The sequence below is a fragment of the Rhodococcoides fascians A44A genome (assembly GCF_000760735.1).
Lineage (GTDB): Bacteria > Actinomycetota > Actinomycetes > Mycobacteriales > Mycobacteriaceae > Rhodococcoides > Rhodococcoides fascians_E.
Genome location: NZ_JMEX01000008.1, coordinates 1,766,796 through 1,781,432, shown reverse-complemented (window position 1 = coordinate 1,781,432; position 14,637 = coordinate 1,766,796). Strand labels below are relative to the sequence as shown.

Below are 14,637 nucleotides of genomic sequence, written 5' to 3'. Positions count from 1 at the left end.
CGCCCCCGCCGTATCGGTCCAGCGGCAGGTTCGGCGGCCGTCGGAATTCTGATCGCCGCCTGCCTGTGGTTCCTCGCGTGGAACGGGGATGTGCTGCACGGTTCTGCACGGGGCACGTGGATGTCGGCGTTCGCGGGTATGGCTGGTCTGTGCGCGACACTCGCGTGGAAGCCGTGGATCGCGTTCGCCGTCCAGTTCGTCGCAACCTCGACCATCGCCACCGTCGACCAGGTCGGGTTGTTCGGCAACCGCGCATCACAGTCAGACATCGTCTATGCCGCGGTGTGGTCGTTCGGGTTGTCGGCGCTGTTGACCGCCGCGGTGATCATGGCGCTGCGGAGCGGATCGATACTGGATTCCACCAAGCAATCGCTCGATCGCAGTGCTGCGATAGCCGCTGCCGCGCAGGCGCGCGAACGCGAGAAAGCGCGGTTCGATTCGCTGATCCACGACCAGGTGCTGAGCACTCTGCTGGCGACGGATCGCGCCGATCCCGGTGGCAGGCTCGTGACCGACGCGAGGTCTGCTTTGGCCGAGCTGGACCGCGTCGTCGACGATTCCAGCCGAGACGCGACGGTGTCGGCCGACGGCATATTCGCGCAACTGTCCACGTTGGGAGCCGACCACGGTGTCGCCGTCGGAGCAACCGTCGACGACGGTCGCTCTCAATACCCGGGAGCTGTGGCGTCCGCGGTGGTGGGCGCCTCGGCAGAGGCCGTACGCAACAGCGTCGTGCACGCGGGCCCCGCCGCGCAGTGCCGTATCGCCGTCGAGCTACGTCCCGGCCTCGTCCGTGTGACCGTCGAGGACGACGGTGTCGGATTCGACACCGCTACAACAGGGTCCGGCCGTCTCGGCATCGACGTCAGCATCGTCGGCCGGATGGCGCAGCTCGACGGCGGATGGTCTCGTATCCGCAGCGAGCCGGGTGCGGGCACGACGGTGATCGTCGAGTGGGCGGCGGTATGAGCTCGCTGCGGGGTGACGCGTCGACGATCATCGGAATGCAGTCACGGGGCTCTTACGCCGTCACCGCGTCGGTCGTGACTGCGGCTGCGGTCGCGATTCTGGGCCCCGGCGGCGACGGTGTCGCCGAGAAGTGCCTGGTGATAGCGCTTCTCGCGGTCGGCGCTGCGCTCCTCGTCGCCGTTCCAGGCGATCCGTTTCCGAAGTGGGCCTCAGTGACCGTCGCAGCGGTGCCGGCCGCGCAGTTCGTTGCACTGATCCGCGTCGTGGACACGGGGGCGACTCAGTCCCAGGCGGTGACCACCACGGTCGGGGGAGGGGCGGCGCTCTGCGCGTTCCTCTGTGTACGGGGGAGGATTCGCTGGGCGTGGGCAGGCCAACTGGCCGCGTTCGCGGTGTACTGGACCGCTGCCCCTGACTTCGCCGGTGCAGCATCGACTTTCGTCACGGGTGCCGGGGTCATGATCATGGCGACGTTCTTCGCTTTCGCCGTCCGGCCGGCAGCAGCGTCGATCTACTCGCTCCGCCGAGAACGCGCTGCGACGTTCGCCGAGCGCGCCGCCGTGAGCGCGGCCGAACAGGAACGTGAGCACCAACTACACCGGCTCGACGACCTGGTTCGCCCTGTCCTGAGGCGCATCGCCGACAACCCACTGGACGACGCCGCCCGCACCGAGGCGCTGCTGGTGGAAGCCACCCTGCGGGACAGCATTCGCGCCCGCGCACTGGACGTGCCGGTGGTGGTGGCCGCAGCGCGAGCCGCCCGCGAGCGGGGCGTCACCGTGCAGTTGCTCGACGACGGTGGCCTGACCGACCAACCTCGTCGGGTCGCCGACGAGGTACGCCGCGCGGTGGCGCGCAGTTTGGACGGTGCGGACGCAGGGACCGTCACCGTGCGCATCCACCCGGCGGGGCGGACGGCACTGGCGACGATCGTGGTGACCGACGGCGACGACGTTGTTCGTACGGAACTCCCTACGTGAGTGGGGTCAGCTGAGCCGGACCCCGGCCTCGGAGCCGTCGAACACGTGCGCATGCGCCTCGTCGAATCGGATGCCGACCACGTCACCTTTCTGCGGGGGATCACGCCAGTCCGCGCGGGCGACGATCGTCTGGGTGGTGCCGTTGATGTCGGCCCGACCGAAGACGAAGGCCTCGGAACCGAGTTCTTCGACGACGTCGACCTCCAACTTCAGCCCGTCGGACACGATGTCGACGTGCTCGGGGCGAATGCCGAACACCACTTCGCTACCGGTCGAGCCGGCGAGCGTGCCCCGCGACACCGGGATGATCTGGTCACCGATCCGCACGCCACCGTCGGTGACGGGTACGCGGAACAAGTTCATCGACGGCGAGCCCATGAATCCGGCGACGAAGACGTTGGTCGGCGTGCGGTACAACTCGCGGGGTGATGCGCACTGCTGCAACACACCACCTTTGAGCACCGCCACCCGGTCGCCCATGGTCATCGCCTCGACCTGATCGTGGGTGACGTAGACGGTGGTCGTCGCGAGCCTGCGCTGCAGTTGAGCGATCTGCGTGCGCGTCTGCACCCGAAGTTTGGCGTCGAGGTTGGACAGCGGTTCGTCCATCAGGAACACCTGTGGTTGACGAACGATGGCCCGCCCCATGGCAACTCGCTGACGCTGACCACCGGACAGCGCCTTGGGCTTGCGGTCGAGGTACGCCTCCAGGTCGAGAAGCTTGGCCGCCTCGAGGACGCGGTTGCGGATCTCGTCCTTGCTCGCCTTCGCGAGCTTGAGGGCGAAGCCCATGTTCTCGGCGACGGACATGTGCGGGTACAGCGCGTAGTTCTGGAACACCATCGCGATGTCGCGATCCTTGGGCTCGGCGTGGGTGACATCCTTGCCGCCGATGAGGATGCGGCCGCTGTTCACCTCCTCCAGACCGGCGAGCATGCGCAGCGACGTGGACTTACCGCAGCCCGACGGGCCGACGAGGACGAGGAATTCGCCGTCGGCGATCTCCAGGTCCAACGCATCCACCGCGGGGGTGTCGGAGCCGGGAAAAAGCCTGGTGGCACGGTCGAACGTGATCGAAGCCATGAAAAACAGATCCCTCCACCGGCAGGAACGTGCCGGACGATCCGAGTGTTGGGTGCCGACGGGTGCCGACGACGAATGGTAACCGCACCCGTCGGCTACGTTCCGAAAACCGGCCAGCCGATCTCGGTTCGCCATCGACTCGGGTCGGCAGTGTCGCGTGGTCCGACGTGATAGATCTCGTGCACCGGCCCGGCGATCGCGAGGCCGTTCGATTCGACGTACACCCCGAGCGCACCGTAGGTGACATCGATGTCGTCGTGGCTGCCGTGGTGCACCGTCGTCGCCAGCTCCGTTCCGCCGATCGTCAGCGGTTGCACCCGTCCCAGCCGGGGTGCATCGGTCGTGGGCAGGTACACCGTCATCGTTCCGCGGCCGTCGGTGAACAGGTCGTTGTCGTACAACCCGCCAGGACTGCCGACGGGGGAGACCACTGCGGCGAGCTCGGCCATGGCGTCGGAATACCACTCGAGCATGTTCGACGAGTCCACCTCGCCGGATATCGCCGCGACCGTGACCTTTTCGGTGACGAGACGCGTGACCTCCACGGAAGCCCCGGTCGGTTGGAGGAGTCTCTTCATCGCGCTGATCGACGACTCCGCTTCCTTCACCTGACGTTCGAGCCGTTCCAGATGCCCCAGAATCAGCCCGGCCCGCTGCGTCGGGTCCGGGGTGGTGACGATCGCCCGCACCTCGCGCTCCGGCATGTCGAAACTGCGAAACCGGCGGATGATCTGAGCCGTCGGCACCTGCGCCGTCGTGTAATAGCGATAACCGGAGTGGGCGTCGACCTCGGCGGGTTCGAGCATGCCGGATTCGTGATAGCGACGAAGCGTCTTCACCGACAGATGGGTGATGCGGGAGAACTCACCGATGGTGAGCAGGCCGTTCATGCCCACATCCTGCCTGGGGTCGACTCTCCCGGTGGGGGAGGGTGGAGCGTGTCCGTCATGACATTCATCGACAGGTATTTCGAACTCGCCGCCGATTCCGATCTGGAGGCGTACTTTGCTCAGTTCCGTCCCGACGCCGTTGTCGAGGACGAGGGCCGGGAGCACCACGGCATCGACGAGATTCGCGCGTGGCGGACCGAGGTTCCCGACGTCACCTATCGTCCCGGGACGCCGTCGGTGTCCGGTGACGGTCATGACGTGAAGGCGGAGATCGCAGGTGATTTCCCGGGCAGTCCCGTCACTTTGCGGTTCCATCTCGAGCTGGACGACGCCGAGAAGATTCGAGTTCTTCGCATTCGGCCGTAGGTCCGGCGTCATTGCGGGTCGAAGATGTCCTCGATTCGGCATCGGAAGACCGCGGCAAGCTGGAATGCGACGGGCAGGCTCGGGTCGTAGCGTTCCTTCTCGATCGAGATGACGGTGAGCCGTGTGACGCCGATGCGGTCGGCGAGATCTGCTTGGGACCAGCCGAGTTGGAGTCGTCGTCGTCGAACGTCGTTCTTCATCTCACGCGAGGGTTCGTCGGCGCTCGATCGCGTAGCGTGTCGTGCACGATGCGAGGGCGACGAGCAGCAGCCCGATCAACAGTGTCGCTGCCGGGACATCGATTCGACCGATGGACACTGCCGCGAGGCCGAGGCCGATCACGATGATCAGATCGGTAGCTGTTCCACTCAATGCTGCACTGAGCCAAGTGGATTCGACGTCACCCGCGGACGGTCCCCGTTTCGGAATCGTCACAGGCGCCACCCAGAACAACCATCCGAGTGCGCCACACGCCGGGAGCGCACACAGTCCGAAGACTATCGCGGACAGCCCCGGCGCGACCGGGGACAGGAGCCAGGCCGCTGCGGCGACGAGCAGGGCTGCAGCAAGCCCGGTCGATCCGGCGTAGAACCAACGACGGGTCATGTCCATCCTCCGATGTATAGGAAGCTATACGTATAGCGGACTATACATCGACGGGGCGCCTCCCGCGTCCTAGTATCCGTCCATGGCGTACGACGCGGAATTGGCGGATCGGATCCGCGAAGCACTCCTCGACGAGCCGTCCGTCGTGGAGAAGAAAATGTTCGGCGGACTGCAGTTCATGGTCCGCGGCAAGATCGCCGTCGGTGCCCACTTCGACGGCGAACTGCTCGTCAAAACCGATCCCGCGCAGACGGAAGAACTGATTTCTCGACGGGGCGCACGAGCCGCGGTCATGGGAGATCGCGACATGGGCAACGGCTGGATCACCGTCGACTCCGACGGTGTGGCCGGTGACAGTCTGGACTACTGGATCGGCGTTGCCCTGGAGTACAACGAGCGCACCCGCCCGCAGAGGTGAATCCTCCGGAACCGGGCGTGAACGGTCGGTGGGCGGCATTATGATCGCGCCGGTGAAGACGAGGGACTCGCAGCGTTCCAAGGTGTACGAGGCGGAGACGATGGTCCGGCGCATGTTCGATCGCGCCGAGGAACACACTGTGCGGTCCGTGGAGATCCACGGCTCCACCATCACGCTGCCGGTGGAGCGGAAGTTCGCGTCGATCGAGTCCGTGCAGAGGTATGTCGATGCGGTTCTGGCGATGAACTGGGTGCAGGCCCGGTGGCCGCATGCGGACGGCGTCGTACATGTTCGTGAGCGGTCCGGCACCGGGGCGTCGCACTACGAACCAGACACTCAGACCATCGCCGTTCCGCTTCACCGCCGGAACGAGGCGTGGGCGCTGCGTGAACTGGTGGTCCTGCACGAGCTGGCGCATCACTTCGATCGCGCCGAGAACTCCTCGCACGGTGCAGAATTCGTGGATCTGTTCATCACTTTGGTCGGCGAGATCATCGGCCAGGAAGCCGGGTTCGTGCTGCGCGCGACGATGCTGGACTGCGGCGTCACCATCGGATAGCGCGCATACTGGAGGTCATGACTGTGAAAATCGGCGTTCAGCTTCAGCCCCAGCACGCTCCCGACTACCAGCTCATCCGCGACGCGGTTCTCCGTTCCGAGGACGCAGGCGTCGACATCGTCTTCAACTGGGACCACTTCTATCCGCTGTACGGCGACCTCGACGGCGAACATTTCGAGTGCTGGACCATGCTCGGCGCGTGGGCCGAGCAGACATCGAACGTGGAGATCGGCGCCCTCGTCACCGGCGGCGGCTACCGCAACCCGGACCTGCTCGCCGACATGGCTCGCACCGTCGACCACATCAGTGGAGGTCGGCTGATCCTCGGCATCGGCGCCGGATGGAATCAGAAGGACTACGACAACTTCGGTTACGAGTTCGGCACACCGGGCTCACGCCTGAAGCTCCTCGCCGAGTACCTGCCGCGCATCGTCGATCGTTTGAAGGTCGGCAACCCGGCGCCGAAGCGCGACATCCCCATCCTCATCGGCGGCGGCGGCGAGAAGAAGACCCTCAAGCTCGTCGCCCAGTACGCCCACATCTGGCACAGCTTCGCCGATCTCGACGAGTTGAAGCGCAAGTCCGGGATCCTCGCCGATCACGGCGACACCGTCGGGCGCGACGTCAGCTCGATCGCCAGGTCCGTCGCCTGGCCGGGCGCGGACAAGGCTCAGGGCTTCGTCGACGCCGGGGCCACGTTGTTCACCGTCGGAACCAGTGGTCCCGACTACGACCTGACCGAGCTGAAAGAGGCCATCGCCTGGCGGAATGCCGCGAACGACGGCTAGAGCCCTTCATCGACAATTTTGCCATTTCGGCAAAGCTAATTGCCGAACGCCCGCAGGTGGGGCATGTTGGTCTCATGACGGAAATGGATGTGTTCTCGGCAAGTTCCGAGGCGGAGGTCTGCGAGATCGTGCTCGGCAGTGCTCGTCACGGATTCGAGGTGATCGGCCGATGATCATGGACGAGAAGTTCTGGGACGACATGCACTCGGGCAGCGGCTCAGGTTGGAGCGGCAATCCCAATCCGGTTCTCGTGCAGCAGGTCGCGGATCTGAAGCCCGGGCGTGCGCTGGACATCGGCTGCGGGCAGGGCGACGATGCGAGATGGCTGGCGTCGAAAGGATGGACCGTCACGGCGTCGGACATCTCCTCCGTTGCTCTCGCTCGCGCCGCCGTGCGCGCGGAGGGCACCGGGGACATCACCTTCGTCCACGCGGACTACGTGGCCGAGGCACCGGCGGCCGCGGCGTTCGACCTGGTGACACTGCATTACTTCGCGATCCCCAAGGCGAATCCCGCCGCGGCTCGCGCGATCGCCGACGCCGTCGCGCCGGGCGGGACTCTCCTCGTCGTGAATCACGACGTGGGTGCCGACCAGGAGTGGAACGGGATCAAGCCGTCGGACTTCTTCGAACCACACGGCATCGCTGAGCTCCTGGACGAGTCGTGGACGATCGAGGTCGACGAGACGCGACCTCGATCGACTGCGCCGCCCGCGGGGGCGCATCACACCCACGACACCGTTCTCCGGGCCCGTCGGCTACTTCGCCCGCCCGCCTAGGTGTTCGGCGAGGAACTTCTCGACCGCACGGTAGAACGTGATGTTGTTCTCCGGATTGACGAAGCCGTGCCCTTCGTCGTCGAAGACCAGGTAGTCGACCTCGACGCCCCTCGCTCGAAGCCGCTCGACGACGTTGTCCGATTCGGCCTTGACCACGCGGGCGTCGTTGGCGCCCTGGGCGATCATGAGCGGGCGGGTGACGTCGTCGAGCCGAGAAATCGGTGACCGAGCAAGCATGTCCGCTTCCTGCTCCGGGATCGCGGGGTCGCCGACGTACCGGTACCAGTTGTTGACCAGGCCCGGCCGTGCGAACGCCGGTTGTGTACGCATGAAGTTGGCGAGGTCGGAGACCCCGACGTAGTCGATCGATGACGCGAACACCTCCGGCGTGAACGTGGCGCCCACGAGGGCCGCGTACCCGCCGTAGGACCCGCCCATGATGGCGACGCGGTCACGATCGGCGTAACCCTGGGCCACAGCCCATTCCACGCCGTCGACGAGATCGGTGTGCATCTTGCCCGCGAATTCACCGATCGCGGCCTGAGTGTGGGCCTTGCCGTATCCCGTCGATCCGCGAAAGTTGACCTGCAGCACGGCATATCCGCGATTGGCGAGAAACTGCACACCCGGCGTGTACCTCCACGCGTCTCGGTACCACGGTCCACCGTGCACGAGAACGACCATCGGCAAGTTGGCCGGTTCGACACCCACGGGAAGCGTGAGGTACGACGGCAGAGGCAGTCCGTCGCGGGCCTCGATCGTCACCGGTGTCATGACCGCCATGTCACGCGGGTCGAGGTGCGGATACGGCCGGAACAGCATCCGGCTCTCACCCGTCTCGTGGTCGTAGAAATACGTGACGTTGGGGTCACGGTCGTGGGTGAAACCGACCACCCATTTCTTGCCGGAATCATCGGAGGACAGGGCTCCCACGTCACCGTCGGACAATGCCTCCACGTTCTTCAGGACCTCGGCGAAGTCCGCATCCACAGCGTGAATCACCTGGCGCTCGCCGAGGTACCGCACGCCGATGAGCTCACCCGTCGACCTGCTGAAGATCAGCGGCGAGCCACTCTGTTCGACAGCACGCCGAGACGCATCCAGCTCCATGCTCGGATGACTGTCGACGACGGTCTCCTCGCCCGTCTCCAGGTCGATGCGCGCGAGCACCGTCAGATCACTGTTCGTCACGGAGTCGATCAACACTCCCGTGCCGTCGGCTGTCGGGTGCGTCAGCGTCACGCCGTACGGATAATCGGACCCGTCGAAGGTCGTCACGTGGGTGACATCGTCGGATCCCGCGCGGCGACGGGAAATCTTCATGTGGCCCTGATCGGTGAACTCGGACAGCAGGAGGTCGCCTCCGACGCCTGCACTCCAGCCCGTCCCCGGTCCCGGGCTCTCGCCGATGACCGTCAATTCTCCTGTGGCGATCACCAATTCGTACAGATCGAACTCGGCGAGGCTCCGCGCGTTCATGGCGAGGGTGAACACGCCGTCATTGTCGCGGGACTGTTCCAACGAGTACACCCGCGATCCGGGGAACGGGGTCAGGTCGACGGCGTCGGCCTCCGGGTCGTGCAGGTCGACGCGAAAGACGTGGTGGTTCTCGTCTCCACCGGAATCCTGAAGGTACAGAAGCCAGCGAGGATCATCCGTCCACCGATAGTCGAGCACACTTCGGACATCGTCGGCGGTGACACAGCGCGCTTCGGAGCCGTCCTCGAGGTCTTGGATCCACACGTTCAAACGGTTGCGCCACGGCGCGAGGTAGGCGATCCTGCTGCCGTCGGGGGAGATCGACGCCCCGGTGCGCTCGGGCGCGCCGAAGAAATCCTCGATCGAGATCAGGTCGGGTGCAGTCATGTCTTCTCCGTTTCCTTCGTTCACATCGATGTCCATATCGTTTCCATGTCGAGAATCTTGTTGTGCCGCAGCGTCAATGCGCGTTCCATCGCGGCGACGATCCCGGCGAACAACAAGACCGTGTTCGCCCACACCGGCAATTGAATCGGCGAGACGAACGTTCCGAAGCGTTCGGCCACCGCCGGGATTCCGGTCGCGATCTCCAGCGCGAACGGAACCGCCAGAACCAAGTTGACGATCAGAAGAACGATCGCCACCCACCCGATGACCCTGCTGACAACCGGGTGACGCTCGCCCAGGCGTCGGCGACGGTCTTCGAGCGTCCCTCGCACCGGCGTGAGCCTGCGCCCGACGCCGTCGCGTCTCGAGAAATGGACCCGGGTGACGCCGTAGAGCGACGCGGCGACGTCGATTCGGCCGTCGGCGACAGCGAACGACGCGGGCAAGTCCTGCGTCGATACGAGCCGCCCGTCCGCGTAGAGCTGAGCCGTGTCGCCGTCGGCGATGTCGACCTCGACCGTGAACCGAGTCCCGGCGAGGTCGAGCTCGTACAGGTACCTGTTCAGTACCTGCCACGGCCGCAACGGCGTCAACTTCCTCATGACTCCGAAGCCTTCCGGACCTGCTCGCGTCGGGGCAGTGCGCGCGGTCACCGGTTCTTGTTACAACGTCACGGATCGACGATGACGAATGTCATGGCGACGGGCGGAATACAACGCCGACGATGCGAGTTGGTTAACACGTTCGCAATCCGGGTACCGATCACCAGCTCAGGCACGTTAGCCTCAGTGGTCATCGAAACCATGCACCGAGGAGTTCTCTCTTGACCAGTCGACGTTTACGAGGCCGCGCCATCGCGGCTGTCGCTGCGGCGCTCGCACTCACGCTCGGGGCGGCAGCCTGCGGGGGCGACAACAGCTCGGGCGGGACAGGGGAGAACGCACTCGCCGGTTCCGACCAGCAGTCCCTCGACAAGTACACCACCGAGGACGTGACACCGCTCGATCAGATCGACACCGCGAACCTCGGCCTCATCAAGCCGGGAACGCTGTACGTCGGCACGCTGTCCGACGCCCCGCCGAACATCTTCATCGACGAGGCAGGCAACTTCACCGGCTTCGACAACGAGCTGCTGAAGGCCGTTGCTGCGAAGCTCGACCTGACCGTCGAGTTCTCCGCCACCGAGTTCTCCTCGCTGCTCGCAGCGGTCAACAACAAGGTGTACGACGCCGGATCCTCGTCGATCTCGACGACGGACGCCCGCCGCGACACCGTCGGGTTCACCAACGGTTACGACTTCGGTGAAATGGCGCTCGTCGCGAAGAACGACTACGCGGTCAAGACCATCGCCGAGCTGGACGACCAGCAGCGCATCGGTGTCGTGCAGGGCACGGTTCAGGACGACTACGTCACCAACACCCTCGGCATCGAGCCGGTTCGCTTCCCGGACTACAACACTGCGTACGCGAACGTGAAGTCCGGCCAGATCGACGCGTGGGTCGCTCCGTCGCAGCAGGCTTCGGGCCAGGTGAAGGCCGAGGACGGCGTCGCCATCCTGGAGAAGACGATCAACACCACCAACTTCACGGCGTTCGCTGTCGCGAAGGACAACCAGCCTCTCATCGACGCGCTGAACTCAGGCCTCGACGCTGTGGTGGCGGACGGTACCTGGAGCACCCTCGAGAAGGAGTGGTACCCGGACCGCGAGGTTCCGGCGGACTGGAAGCCGGGCAGCAAGGCATCCACCCCTCCGGCGAACTAGAACATGAGCACACTGTCGAATCTGTACGACACGTTCTTCGACTGGGAACTCATCTGGGACACCGTTCCCAAACTGATCACCGTCGGATTGCCGAACACCCTCATCTTGGCGGCGTCGTCGGGGGTCATCGGTACGGTGATCGGGCTCGGGCTGGCGGTGGCGGGTATCTCCCGCACCCGCTGGCTCCGGTGGCCGGCGCGGGTGTACACGGACATCTTCCGTGGCTTGCCCGCGGCGGTCGTCATTCTTCTCATCGGCCTCGGATTCGGGCCGACGCTGACCGAGTACACCGGCAGCCGCAGCCCGTTTCCGCTCGGCATCCTGGCGCTGTCGCTCATGGCGGCGGCGTACTTCGGCGAGATCTTCCGCTCCGGCATTCAGAGCGTCGATTCCGGTCAGCTCGAGGCGTCACGGGCTCTGGGCTTCAGCTACCGGAAATCGATGACGCTCGTCGTGGTTCCCCAAGGCATCCGCCGCGTCCTGCCCGCGATCGTCAATCAGTTCATCTCGCTGATCAAGGACAGTTCGCTGATCTACTTCCTCGGCTTGCTCGCGTCGCAACGTGAGTTGTTCCGAGTCGGTCAGGACACCGCCGCGCAGACCGGCAACCTGTCACCGTTGCTCGCGGCAGGCGTGTTCTATCTGTTCCTGACGATTCCGCTGACCCACCTGGTCAACTTCATCGACAAGCGGCTGCGATCGGGCAAGGCCGACACATCGGGAACGTTGGATCCGGTGGAAAAGATCATCGCGGTGGAGAGGTAGTCATGTCTTCGGTTTCATTGACCGGCACCGATATTCACCTCGCGTTCGGTACCAACAAGGTGCTGCGCGGAGTCAACATCCATGTCGACGCAGGCAAGACCACGACGGTCATCGGCCCGTCCGGTTCCGGAAAGTCCACGCTGCTGCGTGCACTCAACCGTCTGCACGAGCCGGACCAGGGCGACATCCTGCTCGCCGGCAAGTCGGTACTGAAGGACAATCCGGACGATCTCCGTCAACGGATCGGCATGGTCTTCCAGCACTTCAACCTGTTCCCGCACAAGACCGTTGCCGAGAACATCGCACTCGCGCCCCGCAAGCTGAAAGGCCTGTCGAAGGACGCGGCACGGGCCGCGGCGCTCGAACAGCTCGAGCTCGTCGGACTGTCCGCGAAGGCCGATTCGCGCCCCGGCAACCTTTCCGGAGGCCAGCAGCAGCGTGTGGCGATCGCCCGAGCTCTGGCCATGAAGCCGGAGGTCATGTTCTTCGACGAGGCGACCTCCGCATTGGACCCGGAGCTGGTCAAGGGCGTCCTCGCCCTGATGTCCGACCTCGCTTCCGGCGGCATGACCATGGTCGTCGTGACGCACGAGATGGGCTTCGCCCGTTCGGTGTCCAACAAGGTTCTGTTCATGGACCACGGCAGTGCCGTCGAAACCGGAACTCCTGATCAGCTGTTCGACGATCCGCACACCGATCGTCTCAAGCAGTTCCTGTCCCAGGTTCTGTAGCCCTATGCGAATGGAAGTTAGGTAAGGCTCGTTGGTCGTGACTTCACCATCACGTTCCTTTACCTTCGCTTTTGACTGACACTCTCCCCGTTCATGAAGCTTCTCCCAATTCTCTCGGTTCATGACGGCAGTTCCTCGCGATCGAACCTGACGTGCAAGTACAAGTGCGGAGACGCGTGCTTCCACGAGGTCCCGAACACGTCGAAGGGCCAGTACTTCGGCGACATCGTCAAGACGGCGATGTCGAGGCGTGGAGTGCTGCGCGGCGGCGCGATGGCCGTCGTCGCGGTCGGTGCCGGTGGTGTTCTCGCTGCCTGCAGCACGGACGAGCCTGCAGCTACCGGTTCTGCCGGGCGACGGACACCCCGCCCGTCGACGGCGTCGACTTCACCGCTGTCGCGCCCAACACCGAAGACGCCGTCGTCGTCCCCGAGGGGTACGAGCAGGGCATCATCATTCGGTGGGGCGACCCAGTGCTCGAGGGTGCGCCGGAGTTCGACTTCGACAACCAGACCGCAGCCGCACAGGCCATGCAGTTCGGTTTCAACAACGACTTCGCGGGTCTGCTACCCATCGAGGGAACCCCGAACGCGTACTTGCTGGTGGTCAACCACGAGTACACCACCGAGCCGTTTCTGTTCAAGGGATACGACGAGGAGAACCCGACGCGCGAGCAGTTCGACATCGCGCTTGCCGCACATGGCCTTTCGGTCCTGCAGGTGAACGGTGAGTCCGGTTCGGGCAAGCTGACTCCGGCGTTCAGCCAGTACAACCGTCGTATCACCGGTACCACCGAATTCGTCATCACCGGCCCCGCCGCGGGCAGCGATTTCCTCAAGACCTCCGTCGACCCGACCGGAACCAAGGCGTTCGGCACGTTCAACAACTGTTCCGGTGGCCTGACGCCGTGGGGGACGGTGCTCTCGGGTGAAGAGAACATCAACCAGTACTTCGGCAACGCGGAGTCGGTCACCGATCCCGTCGTCGCCGAGCGTCTCGCGCGCTACGGCATCGAAGGAGCCGCGAGCGATCGCAAGTGGGAGCGCTTCGACAAGCGATTCGACATCGCGCAGGAACCCAACGAGGTCAACCGATTCGGCTACGTCGTCGAGGTCGATCCGTGGGATCCGAACTCCACTCCGATCAAGCACACCGCTCTGGGCCGTTTCAAGCACGAGGCCGCGACGATCTACGTCACCGACGACGGCACGGTCGTCGCCTACAGCGGTGACGACGAGCGATTCGACTACATGTACAAGTTCGTGTCCAGTCGAAAGATGATGTCCGGCAACGGGCAGGCCGCCATGAGGCACAATCGAACCATCCTCGACGCGGGCACGCTGTACGTCGCCGTGCTCACGGGCGATGCACCCGACGCCATCGACGGCAGCGGAACCCTTCCGCCGTCGGGCAAGTTCGCCGGCAAGGGTGAGTGGATTCCGCTGCTTCGCACCGGTGAGGACGGACGAGGAGAGTCCCTCGTCGACGGCATGTCCGCCGAGGAGGTCGCGATCTTCACCCGCCAGGCAGGCGACAAGGTCGGGGCCACGAAGATGGACCGCCCGGAGGACTTCGAGCCCAACCCGGTCACCGGCAAGGTGTACGTGGCGCTGACCAACAACACCAACCGCGGCACCGAGGGCAAAGCCGCTGCCGACGAAGCGAACCCGCGCAACAAGAACAAGAACGGTCAGGTCCTCGAACTGGAAGACGACCACGCAGGCACCACCTTCGTGTGGAATCTGCTCATCGTCGCGGGAGACCCGAACGAGGCGGACACCTACTTCGGCGGTTTCGACAAGAGCCAGGTCAGCCCGATCTCCTGCCCGGACAACCTCGCGTTCGACTCCAAGGGCAACCTGTGGGTCTCGACGGACGGCAACGCTCTCGAATCCAACGACGGCCTGTTCGCGGTGGTCCTCGACGGCGATCGCCGCGGCGAGACCCGGCAGTTCCTGACGGTCCCCGCGGGCGGTGAGACCTGTGGTCCGATCATCCAGGACGAGCGCGTCGTCGTCGCCGTGCAGCACCCGGGTGAGTTCGACGAGGCGTCTGCTGACAACCCCATGTCGCACT

General features: G+C 64.9%; 14 protein-coding genes and 2 pseudogenes. 10 read left to right on the top strand and 6 right to left on the bottom strand.

The features are described 5' to 3' along the window. On the top strand, window positions 1-969 hold a 969-nt coding region (locus tag BH95_RS20705; protein ID WP_244165070.1), incomplete at its 5' end, for a sensor histidine kinase. Then, window positions 966-1,949, top strand: coding sequence for a hypothetical protein (locus tag BH95_RS20700; protein ID WP_020110453.1), 984 nt, complete (start codon window positions 966-968; stop codon window positions 1,947-1,949). The genes BH95_RS20705 and BH95_RS20700, both read left to right, overlap by 4 nt. 6 nt (window positions 1,950-1,955) lie before the next feature. Here the strand turns inward: BH95_RS20700 and BH95_RS20695 are convergent, their stop codons facing one another. Next, complete coding sequence (locus tag BH95_RS20695; protein ID WP_026347797.1) at window positions 1,956-3,032, bottom strand: ABC transporter ATP-binding protein; 1,077 nt, start codon at window positions 3,030-3,032, stop codon at window positions 1,956-1,958. Between the two features lie 95 nt (window positions 3,033-3,127). Further along, the gene (locus BH95_RS20690; protein WP_037183880.1) at window positions 3,128-3,922 is read right to left on the bottom strand and encodes a MerR family transcriptional regulator; all 795 of its coding nucleotides are present in this window, start codon (window positions 3,920-3,922) and stop codon (window positions 3,128-3,130) included. A gap of 57 nt (window positions 3,923-3,979) precedes the next feature. Between BH95_RS20690 and BH95_RS20685 the strand changes: the two genes are divergently transcribed. After that, window positions 3,980-4,288 carry a nuclear transport factor 2 family protein gene (locus tag BH95_RS20685; RefSeq protein ID WP_033189577.1) on the top strand — a complete coding sequence of 103 codons (309 nt, stop codon included), beginning with the start codon at window positions 3,980-3,982 and terminating at the stop codon, window positions 4,286-4,288. Window positions 4,289-4,296: 8 nt separating this feature from the next. On the opposite strand, the gene BH95_RS20680 is transcribed toward BH95_RS20685, so the two are convergent. Both BH95_RS20680 and BH95_RS20675 read right to left on the bottom strand, forming a co-directional pair. Then, a complete protein-coding gene (locus tag BH95_RS20680) occupies window positions 4,297-4,488 on the bottom strand; it encodes a helix-turn-helix transcriptional regulator (RefSeq protein ID WP_033189486.1) in 192 nt (63 codons plus the stop codon). A 1-nt stretch (window position 4,489) separates the two neighbouring features. Next, complete coding sequence (locus tag BH95_RS20675; protein WP_230594127.1) at window positions 4,490-4,894, bottom strand: hypothetical protein; 405 nt, start codon at window positions 4,892-4,894, stop codon at window positions 4,490-4,492. 82 nt (window positions 4,895-4,976) lie between these two features. Between BH95_RS20675 and BH95_RS20670 the strand changes: the two genes are divergently transcribed. The 4 genes from BH95_RS20670 to BH95_RS20655 all read left to right on the top strand — a co-directional run bounded on the left by BH95_RS20670 (window position 4,977) and on the right by BH95_RS20655 (window position 7,437). Then, on the top strand, window positions 4,977-5,312 hold the full coding sequence (locus BH95_RS20670) for a TfoX/Sxy family protein (protein ID WP_037183878.1): 336 nt from the start codon (window positions 4,977-4,979) through the stop codon (window positions 5,310-5,312). Window positions 5,313-5,352: 40 nt separating this feature from the next. Beyond that, the gene (locus BH95_RS20665; RefSeq protein ID WP_019665118.1) at window positions 5,353-5,871 is read left to right on the top strand and encodes a TIGR04338 family metallohydrolase; all 519 of its coding nucleotides are present in this window, start codon (window positions 5,353-5,355) and stop codon (window positions 5,869-5,871) included. Between the two features lie 17 nt (window positions 5,872-5,888). Further along, on the top strand, window positions 5,889-6,659 hold the full coding sequence (locus BH95_RS20660) for an LLM class F420-dependent oxidoreductase (RefSeq protein WP_019665117.1): 771 nt from the start codon (window positions 5,889-5,891) through the stop codon (window positions 6,657-6,659). 169 nt (window positions 6,660-6,828) lie between these two features. Beyond that, on the top strand, window positions 6,829-7,437 hold the full coding sequence (locus BH95_RS20655; RefSeq protein WP_080738069.1) for a class I SAM-dependent methyltransferase: 609 nt from the start codon (window positions 6,829-6,831) through the stop codon (window positions 7,435-7,437). Here the strand turns inward: BH95_RS20655 and BH95_RS20650 are convergent. Continuing rightward, window positions 7,417-9,303, bottom strand: coding sequence for a S9 family peptidase (locus tag BH95_RS20650; protein ID WP_244165069.1), 1,887 nt, complete (start codon window positions 9,301-9,303; stop codon window positions 7,417-7,419). The two genes, BH95_RS20655 and BH95_RS20650, sit on opposite strands and share 21 nt — an antisense overlap. Window positions 9,304-9,323: 20 nt before the next feature. Then, window positions 9,324-9,956 (bottom strand): hypothetical protein, encoded by a 633-nt coding sequence (locus BH95_RS20645; RefSeq protein WP_020110465.1) that lies wholly within the window; start codon window positions 9,954-9,956, stop codon window positions 9,324-9,326. Between the two features lie 170 nt (window positions 9,957-10,126). On the opposite strand from BH95_RS20645, the pseudogene BH95_RS29265 reads away from it, so the two are divergent. From BH95_RS29265 to BH95_RS20625, 3 genes and pseudogenes are all read left to right on the top strand, one after another. Continuing rightward, window positions 10,127-11,830, top strand: a pseudogene (locus BH95_RS29265) (ABC transporter substrate-binding protein/permease). Between the two features lie 2 nt (window positions 11,831-11,832). Then, the gene (locus tag BH95_RS20630) at window positions 11,833-12,561 is read left to right on the top strand and encodes an amino acid ABC transporter ATP-binding protein (RefSeq protein ID WP_037183875.1); all 729 of its coding nucleotides are present in this window, start codon (window positions 11,833-11,835) and stop codon (window positions 12,559-12,561) included. 93 nt (window positions 12,562-12,654) lie between these two features. Continuing rightward, window positions 12,655-14,637, top strand: a pseudogene (locus BH95_RS20625) (PhoX family protein); the annotation flags it as partial.

Bases quoted from the DNA above. Each gene is read 5' to 3' on its own strand.
- BH95_RS20685 (WP_033189577.1), top strand. From the start codon at position 3,980: ATGACATTCATCGACAGGTATTTCGAACTCGCCGCCGATTCCGATCTG.
- BH95_RS20650 (WP_244165069.1), bottom strand. From the start codon at position 9,303: ATGACTGCACCCGACCTGATCTCGATCGAGGATTTCTTCGGCGCGCCC.
- BH95_RS20675 (WP_230594127.1), bottom strand. From the start codon at position 4,894: ATGACCCGTCGTTGGTTCTACGCCGGATCGACCGGGCTTGCTGCAGCC.
- BH95_RS20695 (WP_026347797.1), bottom strand. From the start codon at position 3,032: ATGGCTTCGATCACGTTCGACCGTGCCACCAGGCTTTTTCCCGGCTCC.
- BH95_RS20660 (WP_019665117.1), top strand. From the start codon at position 5,889: ATGACTGTGAAAATCGGCGTTCAGCTTCAGCCCCAGCACGCTCCCGAC.
- BH95_RS20700 (WP_020110453.1), top strand. From the start codon at position 966: ATGAGCTCGCTGCGGGGTGACGCGTCGACGATCATCGGAATGCAGTCA.
- BH95_RS20690 (WP_037183880.1), bottom strand. From the start codon at position 3,922: ATGAACGGCCTGCTCACCATCGGTGAGTTCTCCCGCATCACCCATCTG.
- BH95_RS20655 (WP_080738069.1), top strand. From the start codon at position 6,829: ATGATCATGGACGAGAAGTTCTGGGACGACATGCACTCGGGCAGCGGC.
- BH95_RS20665 (WP_019665118.1), top strand. From the start codon at position 5,353: ATGATCGCGCCGGTGAAGACGAGGGACTCGCAGCGTTCCAAGGTGTAC.
- BH95_RS20680 (WP_033189486.1), bottom strand. From the start codon at position 4,488: ATGAAGAACGACGTTCGACGACGACGACTCCAACTCGGCTGGTCCCAA.
- BH95_RS20630 (WP_037183875.1), top strand. From the start codon at position 11,833: ATGTCTTCGGTTTCATTGACCGGCACCGATATTCACCTCGCGTTCGGT.
- BH95_RS20670 (WP_037183878.1), top strand. From the start codon at position 4,977: ATGGCGTACGACGCGGAATTGGCGGATCGGATCCGCGAAGCACTCCTC.